Raw genomic sequence first — 19,320 nt, 5'->3', positions numbered from 1 at the left:
GCCACGACGCACCGCTCGATGGGGCCACCGGAAGCGCCGGTCCTGCGCGTCCGCGCGGGTTCCGGCCGGTGGGTGTCGCGTCAGTCCTGGCGGCGGGCGCCGAACATGATCTCGTCCCACGTCGGTACGGAGGCCCGGCGGCCCCTCGAACCCTTGCGCGCCTGACGGGCGGCCGGGGCCGGCGGCGGGGACGGCACGGGCACGGGCGGCTCGTCCTTGCCCCCGTCCTTGCCCGCCCGCGCGGCCGGCACGGCGGGGGCCGGCTTCGGCTTGGGCGCCGGTGGCTTGCCCTCCTGGACGGGCTCCCGCCCGGGGGCGGGCTTGGGCTTGGGCGCAGGCGGCTTGCTCTCCTGCGCGGTCTCCGGCTCGTCCGGCGTGCTCTCCTGCGCCGCCTCGGCCACGGGCTCCGACTCGGCCACGGGCTCCGACTCGGCCACGGGCTCCGACTCGGCCACGGGCTCCGATTCAGTCGCGGCCTCCGCCTCGGCCACAGGCTCCGGTCCAGTCGCCGCCTCCGGCTCAGGCGCCGGCTCAGGCGTGGGCTCCGGCTGGGCCGCCGCTTCCTCGGCAGCGACCGTCTCCTCGGCAGCGACCGGCTTCTCGGCCGCAACCGTCTCCTCGACAGCGACGGATGCCTGCGAAGCGGACGCCTTGGTGCCGTCGACCTCGCCAACGGGAGCTTCGGCGCCGGGAGTCTCGGCGCCGGGAGCCTCGGCGTTGGGAGTCTCGGCGCCGGGCGTTTCGGCAGCGGGCGCTTCCGTGTCGGATGCCTCTGCGGCAGGCGTAGCCGTAGCCTGCGTTTCCGCCTCAGGGGTTTCCGTAACGGGCGTGGCAGCCCGCGCTTCCGCGACAGCCGGCTCGGAGACGGGTGTCTCCGCGGCCTGCGCCTCGGCGACGGAAGCCTGCGCGGCCTGCGCGGCCTGTGTGGTCTGCGCTTCCGTGACGGTCGTCTCCGCGACAGGAGTCTCAGCGGCGGAAGTGTCTGCGGCGGAAGTCTCTGCGGCGGGCGGCTGCTCGGGTGCGGTGGCCGCTGCGGGCTGTCCCGCAGAGGGCTCCGTCGTCGCGCCGGAGACGTCGGCCGTCTCCGCGCTCGCGGTGGTGCCCATCGCCTGCGTGCCGGAGGCGTTCGCCGCGTTCGCCGCGTTCGCCTGGGAGCCGTCGGCCGCCTCGGCCTTGGCGGTGTCCACCGCTTCCGGCGCGGCGGCAGCGATGACGGCCGTCTCCGCCTGCGGCGGCGCGGCGGCAGGGTCTTCGAGGGCGGGCTTCGCCGCGACGGGCTCCGTCGTCGTGGCGGACGGCTGCGTGGTGAGGGCGGCCGGAGGGGCCTCCGCGGGCGCGACGGCGGGACGAGCCTGCGCGCCGCTCGCCTGGGCGGGCGCCGCGTCCTGCTCCTGGCCGGCGGCGACGGCGGGCCCCTGGTCCTGGGCGGCGCCGGTCGGTGCCGGGCCCGTGGCGGCGTTGGCCGGCCCCGGACCCGCCGTGGCGCCGGTCGAGCCCGAGTCTGAGGTGGCCCCGGTCGAGCCCGGGTGGGTCAGGAAGGGGGTGCGCTCCTGCGCCGGACGGGAGGAGGGCGGGGCGGCGGGGGCGTAGATGGAGTCGGTCTCACGCTCGCTCGTACGCCCCGAGCTGAAATCGGGCAACCATGGCGAAGACCCGCCACGGCGGGACGAGGTGTCGCCGGGGCGGGCATAGCCGGTTTCGCGGGCAGGTGGTTCGGGGCGGAAGGGCTCGCGTGACGGAGGCTCCTGCCGCAGCCCGGGCGGATCCTGCCGCAGCCCCGGAGAATCCTGGCGCGGGCCGGGCGGCTCCTGGAGGGGGTCGAAGGCGGGGGTGTCGGCCGGGCGGGTGTAGGCGGACTCCGACGACCTGGGCGGCGGGTTGTAGCCGACGGCCGGTTCTTCGGGCTCGCCCCGCACCACCGACGGGAACGGCAGCGGGTCGGAGGACAGCGGCGGCACCGGCTGGAGCTTGGCCACGCGCGGCGCGAACGGCGTCACCGTGGTGTCCTCCACCACGGCGGGCTCGGGGTCGAAGTCGGCGGCGGACAGGCGCAGGGCCTCGTCGTCGTGCGGCGTCACGTGGCGCTTGCGCGGGTCGAAGAGCCATTCGGCGTGGCGGGTGTGACCGTTCCAGACGTAGCCGAGCTTGACCCGCCACAGGCCGTCGTCGCGCTTGGCGGAGTCCCAGTCGATCTCGTCGGTGGGCACGCCGCGCCTGGTCAGCCGCTCGGCCACGAGCTCGCCGAGGGTGGGCCCGGGCGCGGACTCGCCGGGCATCCGGACGGCCACGCGTTGCGCCTGCTGGGCGACGTATTCCCGCTCCTGCAGCACCGGCCCCTCGAACCAGCGGACCCGCTCGACCGGGATCCCGGCGGTCGCGGCGATCTCTTCCGCCGTCTCTCCGGCACGGATGCGGGCCTGGATCTCCTTGGGGCGCAACGGACTCTCCACTTCGATCTCGTACTGGCCGAGACGGGAGAAGTTGCCGCGGACGGCAGCACGGAGCCGGTCGTCCACGGGAAGTGTGAAGCGCGTGCCCCGTCCGGCAGTAGCCAGCACGAGGTAGGTGCCGTCCTCACTCACCGCGACGAGTCGGAGCTCCTGCATGCGAGTCCCTTCGTCAGCGTCGCCATTCTTCCCCCGGACCCTTGAGTCTCTCGCGTGTGCCGGTTGCCTGCCAGCACCGTACCCGGCATGTCCGAACATCGCCTTCCTGGGATAGCCCCGGGGCGATGTGACGCCGGTCACATTTGTAGAGTCCATCCCTCTAGAGCCCGCCGTTGCGTATCTGGAGGTTAGATGGCCTCGACGGGTTCTGGCGAATCGCTTTCCGCGAGGTGCCGCAGTCGATCATGGTGGCCAGCGCGGCGGGGCCGGCGTTTGGATGGAGCTCCAGGTGCCCCGCGGCGGCTCCCGCGAGGTACGGGACATGCGGCGTGAAGACCCTGCCGTCCGGCGTGACGTGACAGGCCGTGCCGCCGCCGGACGCCCCGACCACGAGCACTCCCGAACGCGCCAGCGAGAGCGACGCGTCGGTGAGGGCGGGAGAGCCGGAGCCGTCGAACGCCAGGCTCGCGACGGAGGGGCCGTGGGCGTGCCGGCTGATCCAGTCGAGCCCCGCCAGCACGTCCGACAGCGTGCCGGCGCCGTCGCAGCCGAGCACCCGGACCGAGGCGATGCCGGCCTTCGGGGCCAGGTCGTGGGCGCGGGCGGCCACCTGCGTGCCGTGCCCGCCGCAGTCGCGCCCGGTGCCGCCGGTGGCGTCGAAGGCCCGCCAGGCCCGGTCGCCGAACTCGGACCTGCCGGTGTCGACGCCGCTGTCCAGGACGTACACGGTGGCGCCCGCGCCGCCGGCCGGCGCGACCGGCGGCCTGGCGGGTCTGCGCACGGCCACGGGATGGATCACGCGGTCGGGCTCGATCGTGCGTACGCGCGGGTCGGCCCGCAGCTCGGCCAGCTCGTCGGCGGTGAGGAAGGTGGCGAACCCGGGCAGCGCCGAGGTGTAGTAGCGGCGCACCCGCCAGCGCACCTCGCCGACGAGGTCGCGGGCGGCCACCCGGTTGCGGGCGGTGACGATGTAGGGCCGGGCGGGTTCCGGCCGGACGGGGTGCAGGGCGAGTCCTGAGGCGGGTGTCATGGCCAGAGGGACGGCGGTCGTGGCGGCCGTTGCCACGGCCGCGGCGAGGTAAACGGAGGGCAGGCCGAGTCGTCGGGGCACGAGTTACAAGGGTGCCTGTCACGCAGGTCACAGGAACAACGGGACACGCAGTCGCGTCTATTCACGAGACAGCTCTTTACCGAACGCATGGCATGGCGAGAGAGGACTGATCCGGGGGATGAGCGGCGAGCAGCGGAAGTTCGAGCTGAGCATGCCGCAGATCCTGGGCGGGGCATTGGCCGCGGTGACGGCCGCGGTGGCCGCGTCTTATCTCGGTGTGGCGGGCACGGTGATCGGGGCGGCCGTGGTCAGCGTCGCCAGCACGGTCGCCACCGCCGTCTACACGCACTATCTCAAGCAGACGGGAGAGCGGGTCAAGCAGCACACGCCGCTGATCGTGCGGCGCGAGCATCCGGCGGAGGAGACGCGGCCCGTCCAGGGGGCGCCGGTCAAGGACGCAGGCGAGGACCGCGGTGAGGCCCCCGGCGAGGGCGGCGAGGGCGGCGAGGGGACGTCCACGCTGGTCATGCCGGCCGTGGGCCGGCGCAGGCTGCCCTGGCTGAAGGTCGGGGCGGCGGCCGCGATCGTGTTCGGGATCAGCATGGGCAGCATCCTGGTCTACGAGGCGGTGGCCCAGCAGACCGTGCACGACCAGGTCACCGGCAAGACGCCGCCGAAGGCCCAGCAGCAGCGCGAGGACCGCCCGGCGGACCGGCGGGACGGCGATGACGGCGCGCCGGCGCACCAGGCGCCGCAGACGGCCACGCAGCAGCCGGTCACGCCCGGGCCGAGCGTGACGCCCACGCCGAGCGGCACGCCGGCCCCGCGGCCCACCCCGACCCCGACCCCGACGCCCACCGGCGAGGTGGAGCCGTCGGAGGAGGCGACGGGCTCGCCGCCGCCGGAGGAGGAGCGGCCGGACCCGGTGGAGGAGCCGCCGTCCGACGAGCCGCTCCCGCCGCCCACGTCCGCCGACGACCGGACCGAGCCCGGCGACACCCCGCCGGCCCGGTGACTCCCGTCAGCCGAGCACCGTGTCCAGGTAGTCGTTGGTGAACAGGCGGTCCGGGTCGAGGCGGTCGCGCAGGGCGCGGAAGTCCGCGAAGCGGGGATACACCCCGGCCAGGTACGCCGCGTCACGCGTGTGCAGCTTGCCCCAGTGGGGCCGCCCCGCCAGCCGGGTCATGATCTCCTCGACGCCCTTGAAGTAGGCGGGGTCCGGCGTCGGCCGGTAGACGTGGCAGGCGACGTACGCCGTCGGCCGCCCGTACGCGGTGGACAGCCACGCGTCGCTGGGCGGCGTCACCCGCACCTCCACCGGGAAGGTGATCCGCCAGTCCATCCGCTCGATCAGGTCGCGCGTCTCGCGCAGGGCCTGGGCCAGGTGCTCGCGCGGGATGGCGTACTCCATCTCCAGGAAGCGCACGTCCCGCCGCGCCGTGAACGCCTTGTACGAGACGTCCACCGACTCCGACTCCCCGAGCGCCGCCGCGCTGAGCGCGTTGATCCTCGGGATCAGCCCGGGCAGGCGGGCCCCGAGCGCGCAGGCGGCCCCGAAGACGGTGTTCTCCAGGAACACGGTGTCCAGCCAGTGCCGCAGCGCGCCGGGCGGCCGGGCCGGGCCCGCGCTCCGGTTGTTGGTCTTGACCAGGCACGCTTCGGTCTGCGGCAGCCAGAAGAAGTCGAGGTGCTCGTTGGCGGCGGTCAGCTCGGCGAGCGAGCCGAGCACCTCGCCGTACCCGAGCGTGCGCCGCCGGTTGTGCAGCAGGAACGCCGGCTCCACCCGTAACGTCACGGTCGTCAGCACGCCGAGCGCGCCCAGCCCGACGCGGGCGGCGTCGAAGAGGTCCTCGCCGGGGGCGGCGGTGACGACGGAGCCGTCGGCGAGCACCAGCTCCAGCCCGGTGACCTGGTCGGCGAGCCCGCCGCTGTCACGCCCGGTGCCGTGGGTGCCGGTCTGGATGGCGCCGGCGACGGTCTGCTCGGTGATGTCGCCCATGTTGGCCAGGGCCAGGCCGCGTTCGGCGAGCAGCTCGTTGAGCACCCGCAGCGGCGTGCCGGCCAGCACCGTGACGTGGTCGCCGGCGTGGGAGGCGATCCCGGTCAGCGCGTGGGGGCGCAGCAGGATGCCGTCGGTGAGCGCCACGCCGGTGAAGGAGTGGCCGGTGCCGATCATGCGCACCCGCCGGCCCGAGGCCGCCGCGTCGCGCACCGCGCGTACGACGTCCTCGGCGCAGGCGGGGGTGCGCACTTCGGCGGGGGTGCCCGACTGGTTGCGCGCCCAGTTCACGAAGGTCGCGGCGGCCCGCGTCGTACGGGCCGGCCCGGCGAGCGGATCGTCCACCGCGGGCACCCCTCCAGAGCGTTCGTCCGGTATTAAACGCGAACGATACTCAGCTTTCCCAGCCTTCGGGAGTGGGGAAGGCGTCGCCGGGCTTGAGCTCCTGGCTCTTGATCACGTCGGAGACCGTCACCAGGTGGTAGCCCTTGTTCTTCAGGGTCTTGATGAGCGAGGCCATGCCGTCCACGGTCTGCTTCACCCAGTCGTGCATGAGGATGATGCCGTTCGGCTCGGCCACGGCCAGGGTCTGCTTCTGGATGGCGTCGACGTCCTTGGTGCTCCAGTCCTTGGAGCCGGCGGTCCACAGGATGATCGGCATGCCGAACTCGGCGGCGATGTCGGAGACCTGGAGGTCGGCCAGCCCGTACGGCGGGCGCAGCAGCCTGGGCTCGACGCCCGCCGCCTTCTTCACCGCGTCCTGGGTCTTCTGGATCTCGCTCTTGATCGTCGCCGCGTCGCTCTTGGTGAAGTCGGGGTGGCTGTAGCTGTGGTTGCCGAGCTCGTGGCCCTCGGCCACCATGCGCTTGACGTACTGGGGCCGGCTCTTCACGTATTGGCCCTCAAGGAAGAACGTCGCCTTGGCGTCGTGCTTCTTGAGCGTGTCGAGCAGCGTTCCCGCGTACTTGCTGGGCCCGTCGTCAAAGGTCAGCGCGATGCACTTGACCTGTTCACAGTCGACGGGCTCCTCCTTGGGCGCGGCAAAGGCCGGCGCCGGAGCAAGAGTCACGCAAACAGCCGCGATAGCTAGAAGTGAACTGATTTGTCGGGACATAACTAGTGCTTCCAGTGTGATGGGTGTTGCGAGGGATCTTTCGACCGTAGCGGATCAGCTCGCCGGGGGTGAAGGAGCCGCGGGAAGTCTCAGCAAACCCGAACCTCCGATGCCCACGATCACCGCCACCACGGCCGCGGCGATGGAGAAGACGTACGCGCTGGAAGCCCCGGACGTCTCCGTGAGGTGCCCGCCCGCCCACGACCCGAGCGCCACGCCGAGCGTGATCGCGGTCGAGATCCACGCCATCCCCTCGGTGAGCAGAGCCTGCGGCACCAGCCGCTCGGTGAGGGAGAAGCACGTGATGAGCGTCGGCGAGATGGCGAAGCCCGCCAGGAACAGCGCCGCCGCCATGACGCCGGGGGTGTTGATGAACAGGATCGGCGACAGCCCCACCATGAACAGGGCCAGGGCCCGTACGAACCGGGTGCGCAGCGAGATCCGCCAGTTGCGCGAGCCGAACCACAGGCCCGACACCATCGACCCGCCCGCGAACGAGGCCAGCAGGAACCCCGAGGCCCACTTCACGCCGTGCTCCTCGGCGAAGGCCACCGTGATCAGGTCCACGGAGCCGAAGATCGCGCCCAGCGCCAGCGAGACGCAGGCCAGCAGGGCGATGGCGGGGATCAGGATGGGCGTGCCCGACGACGACCTGATGAGCTGGACGGGCGGCTGGGTGCGCCGCTGCGAGGCCAGCGCGAGAGAGCCGCCCAGCATGCAGACCAGCGCCACGATCAGGCCCGCGTACGGGTTCACGGTGGTCGCCAGCACCGTGACGAGCGCCGGCCCGGTGACGAAGACGATCTCGTCGGCCACCGACTCGAAGGCGAAGGCGGCGTGCAGCCGGTCGGAGCCGCCGTGGATGGCCGACCAGCGGGCGCGCACCATCGAGCCGAGCGACAGCGAGGTGGCGCCGATGAGCAGGCCCGCGGCGTACAGGGTCCACTCGGGCAGCCGGGAGGCGGCGAAGATCATGAGGGCCGCCAGCGCGATCGCGTTCACGAGGGCGAACGGCGCGATCACCCGGCCCTGCCCGAACCTGTCGGCGAGCCGGCCCGACAGCGGGGCGGCCACGGCGAAGGCCAGGTTGGACGCCGCCCCGACCGCGCCGGCGGTGGCGTAGTTGCCCGTCAGCGCGGTGATCAGCAGGATGACGCCGATGCCGAGCATGGACATCGGCATCCGGCCGATGAGCCCGGCCAGCACGAACGCCTTGACCCCGGGCCTGTCGAACAACCCTCGGTAAGGCCCGATCACGTTGTTTCCCCCTTACTCAAGCAGCTAACCATTGCGCACATATGTCGGATATCGCAAGTGGTTTCGGGGTGGCGTGAGTTAACGTGTCCCGAGTGTCCGGTCTTCCCTCCCTCCGTGCGGTCATGCTCATGGTCATCGCCGTGCTCGCGGTCACGGCCGCGGCCGGCGGCATCGTGGTGATCATGGACGAGGACCTGGTCGGCAGCACGCAGGAGCCCGTACGCACGCGCACCCGGCAGCCGGAGGCCGCCGCCCCCCGGCAGTCCGCCGCCCCCCGCCTCGACCAGCTCGTGCCCACGGCCGAGCCGGTGCGGGACTTCGGCGCGGGCGGCCCCGGCGTGACGGCCACCCCGCCCCGCGTCCTGGCGGTCGCGCGCGGCACCGTGCCCAAGGAGACCAGGCTCAAGCTGGGCGGCCTCGCCCACGTGCAGAAGGCCGCCGTCGTGGACGCCGGCGCGGTCAAGGTGTCCGGCACCGGCCTGAACCTGCTGGCCGTCGACCCCGCCGACTTCCGCTCCTGGACGCCACAGCCCGTCGCCGACCAGCCCGCCGTGTGGAGCGCGCTGGCCAGGGGCGAGCTGGTGGCCGAGACGAAGACGGTGCGCAAGTACGGGCTGATCCTCGGCGCCATGTACCAGGTGGACGGCGGGCCCAGGCTGCGCGTCGCCGCCTCGGCCCCGCTCGGGCTGCACGGCGTGGACGGGCTGATCAGCGCCGACCTCGGCAGGTCGCTGGGGTTCGCGCAGGGCGTCGCGGTGCTGCTGCACGGCAAGGAGGGCAAGATCAGCGAGTCGGGCGTGCGCCGGCTGCTCGGCAAGGACGCGCAGGTCGTCCTGCTCGACTCCGCCGCCCGCGCCGCCAAGCGGCAGCAGCCGCAACAGCAGCAGCCCGCCCGGCAGCAGGAGGTCAGCGTCGGCAGGCCGGGCAGCTACCTGGAGCTCTACAAGGCCGCCGCCACCCGCTGCCCCGGCCTGTCCTGGACGGTGCTGGCCGCGATCGGGCAGGTGGAGAGCGGGCACGGGCGCAACAACGGGCCGTCGAGCGCTGGCGCGCTGGGGCCGATGCAGTTCATGCCCGCCACCTGGAAGCACTACGGCGTGGACGGCGACGGCGACGGCAAGAAGGACATCTGGAGCCCGTACGACGCCGTGCCGGGGGCGGCCAACTACCTGTGCGCGAACAAGGCGGGACAGGGCGGCGAGCGGCTGCGCAAGGCGATCTGGTTCTACAACCACTCGTGGGACTACGTGAACAAGGTCATGTCGATCGCCGAGGCGTACGCGCGGGCGTACGCCTCATGACCGCCGCCCCGGAAGCTACGCCTGCGGCCTCCTGCGCGGCGGCGGGCAGCAGGTGAGCGGGCAGGGCACCGGCTCGGGCTCCTCCATCAGCTCGCGCACCATCCGCACGAACCTCGGGTGCGTGCCCGCCGTCGCGGCCCGCTCCATCGGCAGGCCCAGCTCCGCCGCCACGGCCTTCGCCTCGGTGTCGAGGTCGTAGACGACCTCCATGTGGTCGGAGACGAACCCGATCGGCACCAGCACCACGGCCGGCGCGCTGACCTTGCGCAGGTGGTCGCAGACGTCGGGCTCCAGCCACGGCACCTGCGGCGGGCCGCTGCGCGACTGCCACACCAGGTCCCACGGCTGGGTGCGGCCGAGCGCCCGGTTGACCAGCTCGGCGCTCCTGCGCAGCTGCGCTTCGTACAGGCCGCCCTCGGGCCCGGCGGTCTCGGCCATGGAGACCGGGATGCTGTGGGCGGTGAACACGAGCCGGGCGTCGTCGCGGCCGAGCCGCTCCAGCGCCGCCCTGGTGTGGTCGGCCATGGCGGCCACGAAGCCGGGGTGCTCGCCGTAGTGGCGCATCTTGACCAGCTCGGGGCCGCCTTCGACGGAGATGCGCTCGATGTCCTCGTAGTACTGGCGGCAGCTCGAATAGCCCGCGAACGCCGACGTGGCGAACACCGCCGCCTTCCTGACGCCGTCGGCCTTCATCCGGCGCACGGTGTCCTCGCCGAACGGGTGCCAGTTGCGGTTGCCCCAGTAGACCGGCACCCCGGCGACCGGGCGCAGCGCCTCGACCAGGTCGCGGTTCTGCTGGTTGATCGGGCTGACCCCGCCGAAGCTCTGGTAGTGCTCGGCCACTTCGAGCAGGCGCTCACGCGGCACACCCCGGCCGCGCACGACGTTCTCCAGGAACGGCATCACGTCGTCGGGGCCCTCGGGACCGCCGAACGACAGGACCAGCAAGGCGTCGTAAATTCCCACGTGACAACCCTATGGGGGAGTGTCGGCGGTCCGGCCCGCGAGGTAGGTTCGATCGAGTGAGCGCATTCAACGACATTCGTGACTATGTGGCAATTCCCCGCGTCCTCTCCTTGCGGCTCTCGCCCGATGGCTCCAGGCTGGTCTCCACCGTTCAGTCCCTCAACCCCGACGGCAAGTCGTACGGCACCGCGCTCTGGGCCGTTCCGGTGGACGGCGAGCCGTACCGGCTGACCCGGTCGGCCAAGGGCGAGTCCGCCGGCGTCTTCACCACCGCGGGCGACCTGCTGTTCACCTCCGCCCGCCCCGACCCCACGGTCAAGGACGGCGGCGACGAGGTCCCCGCGCTGTGGCTGCTGCCCCGCGCCGGCGGCGAGGCCCGCCAGGTGGCCACCAGGCCCGGCGGCATCGGCGCCGTGCGCACGGCCGGCGACGTGGTCGTCTTCGTCTCCGACGTGCTCGACGGCGAGGAGTCGGCCGACGAGGACAAGCGCAAGGCCCGCAAGGACGCCGGGATCAGCGCCATCCTGCACGAGGGCTACCCCGTGCGTTACTGGGACCACGACCTCGGCCCCGGTCGCCCCCGGCTGTTCGCGGCCAGGCTCGGCGCCGACCGGCTGGAGGACGTGCGCGACCTGACCCCCGACGCGGGCGACGCGCTGCGCGAGGGCGGCTTCGAGCTGACCCCCGACGGCGCGACCGTGATCACCACCTGGCGCAACTACCTGCCCAGGGGCGAGTGGCGCACCGACCTGGTGGCCATCGACGTCGCCACCGGCGAGCGGCGCGTGCTGCTGTCGGACGAGGCCCACGACTTCACCGGGCCGCTCGCGATCTCTCCCGACGGCACCAGGATCGCCTGCTCCCGCGACCGGCTCACCGGCCTGGAGGTCTCGGCGCGCAGCGAGTTGTGGATCGCCGACCTGGCCACCGGCCAGGGCCGCGCGTACGCGCCCGACCTGTTCCCCTCGGACATCGACTGGGCCCCCGACTCGTCGGCCGTCTACATCGCCGCCGACCACCAGGGCCGCCGCCCGATCTTCCGCGTCCCGCTGGAGGGCGAGGCGGTCAGGCTCACCCGCGACGACTCCTCCTACCTCGGCCTCAACCCCTCGCCCGACGGCCGCTGGGTCTACGCGCTGCGCAGCGCCGTCAACCTCGCGCCCGCCCCGGCCAGGATCGACGCCGCCACCGGCGAGATCGCCGACCTGCCCTCGCCCGCGCCGCGCCCCGAGGTGCCCGGCACGCTGACCGAGGTCACCGCCACCGCCGACGACGGCGCCACCATCCGCGGCTGGCTGGCCCTGCCCGAGGGCGCCTCCGCCGCCAACCCCGCGCCGTTCGTGATGTTCATCCACGGCGGCCCGATCGGCTCCTGGAACGACTGGCAGTGGCGCTGGCAGTCGTGGATCCTGGCCCAGCACGGGTACGCCGTCCTCATGCCCGATCCCTGCATGTCCACCGGCTACGGCCAGGAGATGATCGACCGCGGCTGGGGCAACTGGGGCCCGCGCACCCAGGCCGACCTCGACGCGATCGTGGACGCCACCCTGGCCAGGGACGACATCGACAGCGAGCGCATCGCCGCGATGGGCGGCTCCTTCGGCGGTTACATGGCCAACTGGCTGGCCGGCCACACCGACCGCTACAAGGCCATCGTCACCCACGCCTCGCTGTGGAACCTCGACCAGTTCGGCGGCACCACCGACGCCGCGATGTACTGGCAGCGCGAGTTCGGCCTGCCCGGCGCCGAGCGCTACGCCCTGCTGTCCCCGCACAACGCCCTCGACCGGATCACCACCCCGATGCTCGTCATCCACGGCGACAAGGACTACCGGGTGCCGATCGGCGAGGCCCTGCGGCTGTGGTGGGACCTGCGGCGCACCGAGGTCGACTCCAAGTTCCTGTACTTCCCCGACGAGAACCACTGGATCCTCAAGCCCGGCAACATCGTCGCCTGGTACGAGACCGTCCTGGCCTTCCTCGGCCAGCACGTGCTCGGCCAGGAGTGGAAGCGCCCGGACTCGGTGGCCTGATGACGGACTTCCTGAGACTGGCCGAGGACATCGCCCGCGAGGCCGGCGAGATGCTGCTGGCCAAGCGGCCCACGATGTCGGAGGAGGTCGAGACCAAGTCCAGCCCCACCGACGTGGTCACCGCGCTGGACAAGGCCTCGGAAGAGCTCATCCGCGAGCGCATCCTGGCCGCCAGGCCCGGCGACCGCATCCTCGGCGAGGAGGGCGGCGAAGAGCCGGGCGCGTCCGACGTGCGCTGGATCGTCGACCCGATCGACGGCACCGTCAACTTCCTGTACGGCCTGCCGGACTGGGCGGTCTCGATCGCCGTCGAGGTCGGCGGCCGGGTCGTGGCCGGCGTCGTCAACGTGGTGCCGCGCGGCGAGGTCTTCACCGCGGCGCTGGGCGAGGGCGCCCATCTGGGCGGCGAGCGGCTGCGCTGCAACACCGGCGTGCCGCTGGCGCAGGCGCTGGTCGCCACGGGCTTCGGCTACGCCAAGGACCGCCGGGCGGCGCAGGGGCGGGTGGTGGCCGAGGTGCTGCCGCGCGTGCGCGACATCCGGCGCGGCGGCTCGTGCGCGGTGGACCTGTGCTCGCTGGCGGCGGGTCGGGTGGACGCGTACTACGAGCGCGGCGTCAACCACTGGGACTTCGCCGCGGCCGGGCTGGTGGCCACCGAGTCGGGGGCCCGGCTCGGCGGGCTGCACGGCAGGCCGGTCAGCCCCGAATTCGCGCTGTGCGCGGCCCCGGGGCTGTTCGACGAACTGCACGACCTGCTGGCACCGCTCGATCCCGAGCGCGACGCCTGACCACCTGTCACCCCCCTGACGCGGGGAGCGCCACCGTGGTGGGCCGCTCGCCGGGGCAGGCGGGGTGAGCCGCGAGACGGCCGGAGCCGGAAAGGCTCCGGCCGTTTCGCGTGGGGCTAGCGGGGCAACGGGATGCCGTGATCGTCGGCCAGCCGGCGCAGGTCCTCGATCTCGGCGGTGAGGGTGTCGGCGAGGTAGTCGTCGCCGACGCTGCGGGCCTCCCGAAGGCCCTTGTAAGCCTGGTCCAGGCGGTGCTCGATCGTGGTCGTGAACTCGCCCATCTCACCTACTCTCTGGGGGTTTCGACTCGTGCAGGGGGCGAAGTCTCCCATTGCCGGATGAAGACCGGGCAAGGGGTGTCCCGCAGGCATACCCCGGCCTGTCGCCCTCCGAAACATGAATTTCCGGGTGGCCTGGCTCACGCTTGGACCGGAGCCTCCCGAACATGCCTTACCGTGCGCTTATCGAGGCTGTGGGCAGAATGAGTGACCAGAATCGGAGAGAGGTGTACCAGGCGTGCGAGTGCTGGTTGTAGAGGATGAGCGGGTGCTCGCCGATGCGATCGCGACCGGGCTGCGGCGCGAGGCCATGGCGGTCGACGTGGCCTACGACGGCGGCGGCGCCCTCGAACGGACCTCCTACATCGACTACGACGTGATCGTGCTCGACCGTGACCTGCCGGTCGTGCACGGCGACGAGGTGTGCCGCCGGCTGGTGGAGCAGCGCACGGCCTCGCGGATCCTCATGCTGACCGCGTCGGGCGACGTGGACGACAAGGTGGAGGGGCTCGGTCTGGGGGCCGACGACTATCTCGCCAAGCCGTTCGTGTTCATCGAGCTGGTCGCCCGGGTCCGCGCGCTCGGCCGCCGCTCCGCCCCCGCCCTGCCGCCCGTGCTGGAGCGCGCCGGCATCCGGCTCGACCCCGGCAAGCGGCTGGTGGAGCGCGACGGCCGGGAGGTCGTGCTGACCAAGAAGGAGTTCGCGGTCCTGGAGGAGCTGATGCGCGCCGAAGGGGCCGTGGTCAGCCAGGAGGACCTGCTGGACAAGGCCTGGGACGAGAACATCGATCCCTTCACCAACGTGGTCCGCGTGACCATGATGACGCTGCGGAAGAAGCTGGGCGAGCCTCAGGTGATCGAGACCGTGCCCGGGGTTGGGTACAAGTTGTGAGTGAACGGCCAGAGCGCGAAGCGGGCCCGACGCATCCGATGATCAGCCCGCACTCCGCGAGGAAGGCGACGCGCGTGCAGGCACCGCCGCCCACCGGGCCGCCCGCCTGGGACGGCCCTCCTCCGCCGGCGCAGCAGCCCGCCCAGCGGTCCACCATGGAACGTGTGAAAGAGCTCCCGGCCAAGGTCAGCATCAGGTGGCGGCTGACGCTGACCTATGGCGCGCTCGTGTTCGCGGCGGCGGCCGTGCTGCTGTTGTCGATGTACGCCATCGTCGGCAACGCCATCAGCAGCGCGTGGCCGGTCATCAGAACCAACTTCCCGCAGCCCGGCTTCGACGAGCAGCTCCAGGCCGCGATGAGCACCTTCCAGAAGGAGGCGGTGCAGGACGCCAGGGACGCCCTGCTCACCAGCTCCGTGATGGCGCTGGTCGGCGTGGGCATCCTGTCGCTCATCATCGGTTACATCGTGGCCGACCGGGCGATGCGGCCCGTGGCCAGGATGACCGCGACGGCCAAGAAGCTGTCGGAGAGCACGCTGGCCCACCAGCGCATCGCCCTGGAGGGGCCCAACGACGAGCTGAAGGAGCTGGCCGACACCTTCGACGCCATGCTGACCCGGCTCAACGTCGCCTTCGACACCCAGCGCAGGTTCGTGGCCAACGCCTCCCACGAGCTGCGCACCCCCCTCACCATCAACCGGACGGTCCTGGAGATCGCCCTGTCGGACCCGGAGGCGTCGCAGGACCTGAAGGCGCTCGGGCGTACCCTCCTTGAGGTCAACGCGCGCAACGAGAAGCTCATCGAGGGGCTGCTGCTGCTCGCCAGGAGCGAACGCGAGCTGGCCGTGCGCAAACCGGTGGACGTCAAGGACGTCGCGCAGACGGCCGTGGAACAGGTGGCCGCCTTCGCCGAAGAGCACGGCGTAACCGTCACCACCGAACTGGTCAGCGCGCCTACCATAGGCGATCCGGTGCTCTTGGAGCGCTCGGTCAGCAACCTGCTTGAGAACGCTGTGAAGTACAACATTCCCGAAAACGGAAAAGTCTGGATCCGCACGGGAATGGCGGACGGTGCCTTGGTTGTTCAGGTGGCCAACACTGGACAGCATGTACCGGCGTACGAGGTGAACAGCCTGTTCGAGCCCTTCAGGAGGCTCCACGCGGACCGTGTGGATTCGGCCAAGGGATCGGGCCTCGGACTGTCCATCGTCCGTGCGGTGGTGCAGGCGCACGGCGGTAACGTCACCGCCGTGCCGCGTGATGGCGGAGGGCTTGTCGTGACCATCAGCTTGCCGAGGCGCTGACCGATCGTGTCGTTCCGGCGCGTTCGTCCGAGTATTGATGCGCGTGTTGTGGCACGGGGGGCGTCTCATCCACGCCGCACATGTGGTTGGATGTGCCGTCGAACACGGTGGTGCATGACGCCAAGGCTGTGGGTTTCGCCATATTTGGCTAACCATTGCCGTCGGCAGCAGGCCCTGACGTGTTGGGAGGTTCGTGGTCCGTTTCCCCGGGGTACCGATGGGAAATCTCCCCGACGGAGCGGGCACAAGATGGGCTTCCCGGACGTTAGAAGACGCGCGATGAGCGCGAACACATATGGATGAGGGGGATGGAGTAAGCACCATGGCTACCGACTACGACAGCCCGCGCAAGACAGACGACGACCTGGGGGAGGACAGCCTTCAGGAACTCCAGGCGCGGCGCACCGACAAGTCGTCCGGCAGCATCGACATCGATGAGACCGACCTGGCCGAGTCGCTTGAGCTGCCCGGTGCGGATCTGTCGAACGAAGAGCTCTCGCTGCGGGTGATTCCCCGCCAGGCCGACGAGTTCACCTGCTCGCGCTGCTTCCTGGTGCACCACCGCAGCCAGCTGGCCTCCGAGAAGAACGGTCAGCAGGTATGCCGGGAGTGCGCCGCCTGATTCCTGGAGCGAAACGGCTCGGGGGAGGGGCGGGAAACTCACCTGAGCGGTCGCGACCAAGAGACAAGGAGGCATCGCGTGGCGGAACCAGAGAAAGACCAGCAACCAGGCAGCGAGATCGCCGACCCCGATCGTGAGGTCGGCGAGCTCGTAGGAAAGCTCACCGCTCCGGGTGAGCTCGAGCCGGCCGAGCGGCGCAGGCTGCTCGGCCGACTAGCCCAGGCGCTGTCCGCAGGGGCGAAGCGGGCCCGGGCGACCGGCGCGGGCCGGGGCCGCTGGCTGGCCGACGTCTTCCTCAACATCGCGCCGCGCATCCCGATCCGGGATCTGCACACCCTTGCCGAGCATCATCATGGGCTGACCGGCGAAGAGCTGGCCGACGACCTGGTGCGCACCGCCCAGAAGGCCACGATGACGGTCGGCGCCATCGGCGGAGCACTTGCCGCGGCGCAGTTCGCCGCGCCACCCCTCCTGCTCTCCGCTCCCGCCCAGCTCGTCGCCGAGACCATCGTCGTCGCCGCCATCGAGGTCAAGCTGCTGGCCGAGCTGCACGAGGTCTATGGCGTACGCGTCCAGGGCTCCGGCGCCCAGCGCGCCGTCGCCTTCACCGCCGCCTGGGCCAAACAGCGCGGCATCGACCCGCTGGCCCCCGCGTCCGTCTCCCTGGCGCTCGGCGCGGCCACCAAGACGGCCCTGCGCAACCGCCTCATGCGCACGCTCGGCCGCCACCTGACCACTTTCGGGCCCTTCCTGACCGGCGCCATCGCCGGCGGCGCGCTCAACCGCATGGCCACCAAGAAGCTGGGCGAGGCCATCCGCGACGACCTGCGCGGCAAGCGGCCGCTGCCCTCCGCCGGGCACGGGCGCGAGGTCGATCCCACGGCGCGCGACGAGCTGACCCCCTAGGCTCCGACGAGCTGACCCCCTCGGCTCCGCGGGCCCCTGGTCGCCACCCGCACGCCGCTCCCGGCGTGCCTCCATCCCCCGCGACTCAGGCCGCCCGGGTGCGCAGCCCGGTGAAGGTGATCTTGAGGAGCGCGTCGGCCAGGTCGTCGGCCGAGGCGCCACGGGCGGGTTGATACCACTCCGCGATCGAGGTCACCGCCCCGAACAGCAGCCGCGTCACCAGCGCCGGGTCCACGTCGGCCCGGATGCCGCCCTCCGCCGCCGCCTCGGTGACCAGCCGGCTGATGAACCGGTCGAACTCCCGCCGCCGCTCCAGCGCCGCCTGCTCGGTGGCGCTGTTGCCGCGCACCCGCAGCAGCAGCGTCACGTAGGGCAGGCGGTCGACGAGGATGCGCACGCTGCGCCGCACCACCCGCTCCAGCCGGTCGACGGCCGGCCCCGGGGCGGCGCGCTCGTCGGCCACCAGCTCCAGGAGGCCGTCCAGCGCCCGGTCGAGCGCCCGGGCGAGGAGCTGCTCCTTGCCCGGGACGTGGTAGTAGATCGCCGACTTGGTCACGCCGAGCGCCCTGGCCAGATCTTCCATGCTCGTGCCGTCGTAGCCGCGCTCGTTGAACACGCCCACGGCGATGGACAGCACGGACTCGGGGTCGTGCCCGCGCCTGCGCCGTCTGACGGCGTTCGGGGAGGCCATGGCGTCAATTATTCCGCTTGTCGATGACTCGTTTGAGCTTGCCCACCGACCGTTCCAGCGTCTCCGGGTCCACCACCTCGACCTCCACGCTCACCCCCACGCGGTCCTTGACGGCCTTGCGCAGGATCCGGCCGGCCTCCGCGCGTCCCCCCTCGAAGCCGGGGCGCGCCTCGACCCTGACCGTCATCACGTCGAGCCGCGCCGGGCGGGTCAGGTGGAGCTGGAAGTGCGGCGACAGGCCCTCGACGGCCAGCACCAGCTCCTCGATCTGGGTCGGGAACACGTTCACGCCGCGCAGGATGATCATGTCGTCGGTGCGGCCGGTCACCTTCTCCATCCGCCGGAAGGCCGGCCTGGCGGTGCCGGGCAGCAGCCGGGTCAGGTCGCGGGTGCGGTAGCGGATGACCGGCATGGCCTCCTTGGTGAGGCTGGTGAAGACCAGCTCGCCCGCCTGCGCGGGCTCGCCGGTGAACGGGTCGACGGTCTCGGGGTAGAAGTGGTCCTCCCAGACGTGCAGCCCGTCCTTGCTCTCGACGCACTCGTTGGCCACGCCGGGGCCCATCACCTCCGACAGGCCGTAGATGTCCACGGCGTGCAGGTCGAAGCGGTCCTCGATCTCGGCGCGCATCTTCTCGGTCCACGGCTCGGCGCCGAAGATGCCGATGCGCGGCGAGGCGGTGCGCGGGTCGAGGCCCTGGGCCTCGAACTCGTCCAGCAGGGCCAGCATGTACGACGGCGTCACCATGACGATGTCGGGCCGGAAGTCCTCGATGAGCCGCACCTGCCGCGGCGTCATGCCCCCGGAGACCGGCACCACGGTGCAGCCCAGCCGCTCGGCCCCGTAGTGCGCGCCCAGCCCGCCGGTGAACAGGCCGTACCCGTAGATCACGTGCACCAGGTCGCCCGGCCGCCCGCCCGAGGCGCGGATCGAGCGGGCCATGACGTCGGCCCAGACGTCGATGTCCTTCTTGGTGTAGCCCACCACGGTGGGCCGGCCGGTGGTGCCGCTGGAGGCGTGGATCCTGGCCACCCGCTCGCGCGGCACGGCGAACATGCCGAACGGGTAGGAGTCGCGCAGGTCCTGCTTGGTGGTGAAGGGGAACTTCGCCAGGTCGGCGAGCTCCTTGCAGTCGCTCGGGTGCACGCCCGCCTGATCGAACTTCTCCCGGTAGAGCGGGACGTTCTGGTAGGCGTGGTGGAGGGTGCGCTGCAGGCGTCCGAGCTGGAGCGCCATGAGCTCGTCACGGGACACGCGCTCGATCGCGTCGAACTCGTGCGGTGCGGGGGGATCTCCGAGTCTCACCTGAACTCCCGGCTCCGGCCGCGGACCTCCGCGGCCACCTGACCGTACGCGCCGGCCTCCCTTGTCAACTGACCGAATGTTCGGTAAACAAATCACCGTCCGGACTTCCCTGTCAAGAGCGCCGGGACGGGACGGCCTGTGCGGTCCCGCGTGACGCAAGGGAGGCTGCCGGGGTATGTCCTGCCCTGTCAGAGCCGCCCGGCGACCTC

The 19,320-nt window shown here is 71.9% G+C and carries 17 protein-coding genes; 8 read left to right on the top strand and 9 right to left on the bottom strand.

What is annotated here, in order from left to right; all coding sequences use genetic code 11:
* Window positions 1-80 precede the first annotated feature (80 nt).
* Window positions 81-2,606 carry a septation protein SepH gene (gene sepH / locus IO39_RS58730; RefSeq protein WP_281199882.1) on the bottom strand — a complete coding sequence of 842 codons (2,526 nt, stop codon included), beginning with the start codon at window positions 2,604-2,606 and terminating at the stop codon, window positions 81-83.
* Between the two features lie 160 nt (window positions 2,607-2,766).
* Window positions 2,767-3,717 (bottom strand): S8 family serine peptidase, encoded by a 951-nt coding sequence (locus tag IO39_RS50105; protein WP_157547759.1) that lies wholly within the window; start codon window positions 3,715-3,717, stop codon window positions 2,767-2,769.
* Between the two features lie 118 nt (window positions 3,718-3,835).
* Here IO39_RS50105 and IO39_RS00735 point away from each other — a divergent pair, with 118 nt between their 5' ends.
* Window positions 3,836-4,672 carry a DUF4179 domain-containing protein gene (locus IO39_RS00735; protein WP_043614172.1) on the top strand — a complete coding sequence of 279 codons (837 nt, stop codon included), beginning with the start codon at window positions 3,836-3,838 and terminating at the stop codon, window positions 4,670-4,672.
* A 6-nt stretch (window positions 4,673-4,678) separates the two neighbouring features.
* On the opposite strand, the gene IO39_RS00730 is transcribed toward IO39_RS00735, so the two are convergent.
* From IO39_RS00730 to IO39_RS00720, 3 genes are all read right to left on the bottom strand, one after another.
* Entirely contained in the window at window positions 4,679-6,001 is a 1,323-nt protein-coding gene (locus IO39_RS00730; protein ID WP_052422329.1) for a D-arabinono-1,4-lactone oxidase, read from the bottom strand.
* 49 nt (window positions 6,002-6,050) lie between these two features.
* On the bottom strand, window positions 6,051-6,725 hold the full coding sequence (locus IO39_RS00725; RefSeq protein ID WP_245641748.1) for a polysaccharide deacetylase family protein: 675 nt from the start codon (window positions 6,723-6,725) through the stop codon (window positions 6,051-6,053).
* A gap of 99 nt (window positions 6,726-6,824) precedes the next feature.
* Window positions 6,825-8,027 (bottom strand): MFS transporter, encoded by a 1,203-nt coding sequence (locus tag IO39_RS00720; RefSeq protein ID WP_043614166.1) that lies wholly within the window; start codon window positions 8,025-8,027, stop codon window positions 6,825-6,827.
* A gap of 92 nt (window positions 8,028-8,119) precedes the next feature.
* On the opposite strand from IO39_RS00720, the gene IO39_RS00715 reads away from it, so the two are divergent.
* Window positions 8,120-9,328, top strand: coding sequence for a lytic transglycosylase domain-containing protein (locus IO39_RS00715; RefSeq protein WP_043614163.1), 1,209 nt, complete (start codon window positions 8,120-8,122; stop codon window positions 9,326-9,328).
* A gap of 15 nt (window positions 9,329-9,343) precedes the next feature.
* Here IO39_RS00715 and IO39_RS00710 read toward each other — a convergent pair whose 3' ends face one another.
* The gene (locus IO39_RS00710; protein WP_043614160.1) at window positions 9,344-10,294 is read right to left on the bottom strand and encodes a ferrochelatase; all 951 of its coding nucleotides are present in this window, start codon (window positions 10,292-10,294) and stop codon (window positions 9,344-9,346) included.
* A gap of 11 nt (window positions 10,295-10,305) precedes the next feature.
* Here IO39_RS00710 and IO39_RS00705 point away from each other — a divergent pair, with 11 nt between their 5' ends.
* Both IO39_RS00705 and IO39_RS00700 read left to right on the top strand, forming a co-directional pair.
* Entirely contained in the window at window positions 10,306-12,327 is a 2,022-nt protein-coding gene (locus IO39_RS00705) for a S9 family peptidase (protein WP_052422289.1), read from the top strand.
* Window positions 12,327-13,115 carry an inositol monophosphatase family protein gene (locus tag IO39_RS00700; protein WP_043614154.1) on the top strand — a complete coding sequence of 263 codons (789 nt, stop codon included), beginning with the start codon at window positions 12,327-12,329 and terminating at the stop codon, window positions 13,113-13,115. The genes IO39_RS00705 and IO39_RS00700 overlap by 1 nt, the downstream gene beginning before the upstream one ends.
* Window positions 13,116-13,231: 116 nt before the next feature.
* On the opposite strand, the gene IO39_RS55840 is transcribed toward IO39_RS00700, so the two are convergent.
* A complete protein-coding gene (locus IO39_RS55840) occupies window positions 13,232-13,396 on the bottom strand; it encodes a hypothetical protein (RefSeq protein ID WP_165974805.1) in 165 nt (54 codons plus the stop codon).
* A gap of 235 nt (window positions 13,397-13,631) precedes the next feature.
* On the opposite strand from IO39_RS55840, the gene IO39_RS00695 reads away from it, so the two are divergent.
* From IO39_RS00695 to IO39_RS00680, 4 genes are all read left to right on the top strand, one after another.
* Window positions 13,632-14,285, top strand: a complete 654-nt coding sequence (locus tag IO39_RS00695) for a response regulator transcription factor (RefSeq protein ID WP_043614151.1) — start codon at window positions 13,632-13,634, stop codon at window positions 14,283-14,285.
* A 38-nt stretch (window positions 14,286-14,323) separates the two neighbouring features.
* Window positions 14,324-15,589 (top strand): sensor histidine kinase, encoded by a 1,266-nt coding sequence (locus tag IO39_RS00690; RefSeq protein ID WP_043614148.1) that lies wholly within the window; start codon window positions 14,324-14,326, stop codon window positions 15,587-15,589.
* A gap of 322 nt (window positions 15,590-15,911) precedes the next feature.
* Complete coding sequence (locus tag IO39_RS00685) at window positions 15,912-16,211, top strand: DUF4193 domain-containing protein (RefSeq protein ID WP_020542847.1); 300 nt, start codon at window positions 15,912-15,914, stop codon at window positions 16,209-16,211.
* Window positions 16,212-16,289: 78 nt separating this feature from the next.
* Window positions 16,290-17,117 (top strand): hypothetical protein, encoded by an 828-nt coding sequence (locus tag IO39_RS00680; RefSeq protein ID WP_245641746.1) that lies wholly within the window; start codon window positions 16,290-16,292, stop codon window positions 17,115-17,117.
* Between the two features lie 85 nt (window positions 17,118-17,202).
* On the opposite strand, the gene IO39_RS00675 is transcribed toward IO39_RS00680, so the two are convergent.
* A complete protein-coding gene (locus IO39_RS00675; protein WP_043614146.1) occupies window positions 17,203-17,808 on the bottom strand; it encodes a TetR/AcrR family transcriptional regulator in 606 nt (201 codons plus the stop codon).
* Between the two features lie 4 nt (window positions 17,809-17,812).
* Window positions 17,813-19,111, bottom strand: coding sequence for a phenylacetate--CoA ligase PaaK (gene paaK / locus IO39_RS00670; protein ID WP_043614143.1), 1,299 nt, complete (start codon window positions 19,109-19,111; stop codon window positions 17,813-17,815).
* Between the last annotated feature and the right edge of the window lie 209 nt (window positions 19,112-19,320).

Source organism: Nonomuraea candida (genome assembly GCF_000725485.1).
In the GTDB taxonomy this organism is placed as follows: Bacteria; Actinomycetota; Actinomycetes; order Streptosporangiales; family Streptosporangiaceae; genus Nonomuraea; species Nonomuraea candida.
The sequence above is the reverse complement of the archived record's forward strand: the minus strand, read 5'-3'. Positions and strand labels throughout refer to the sequence as shown.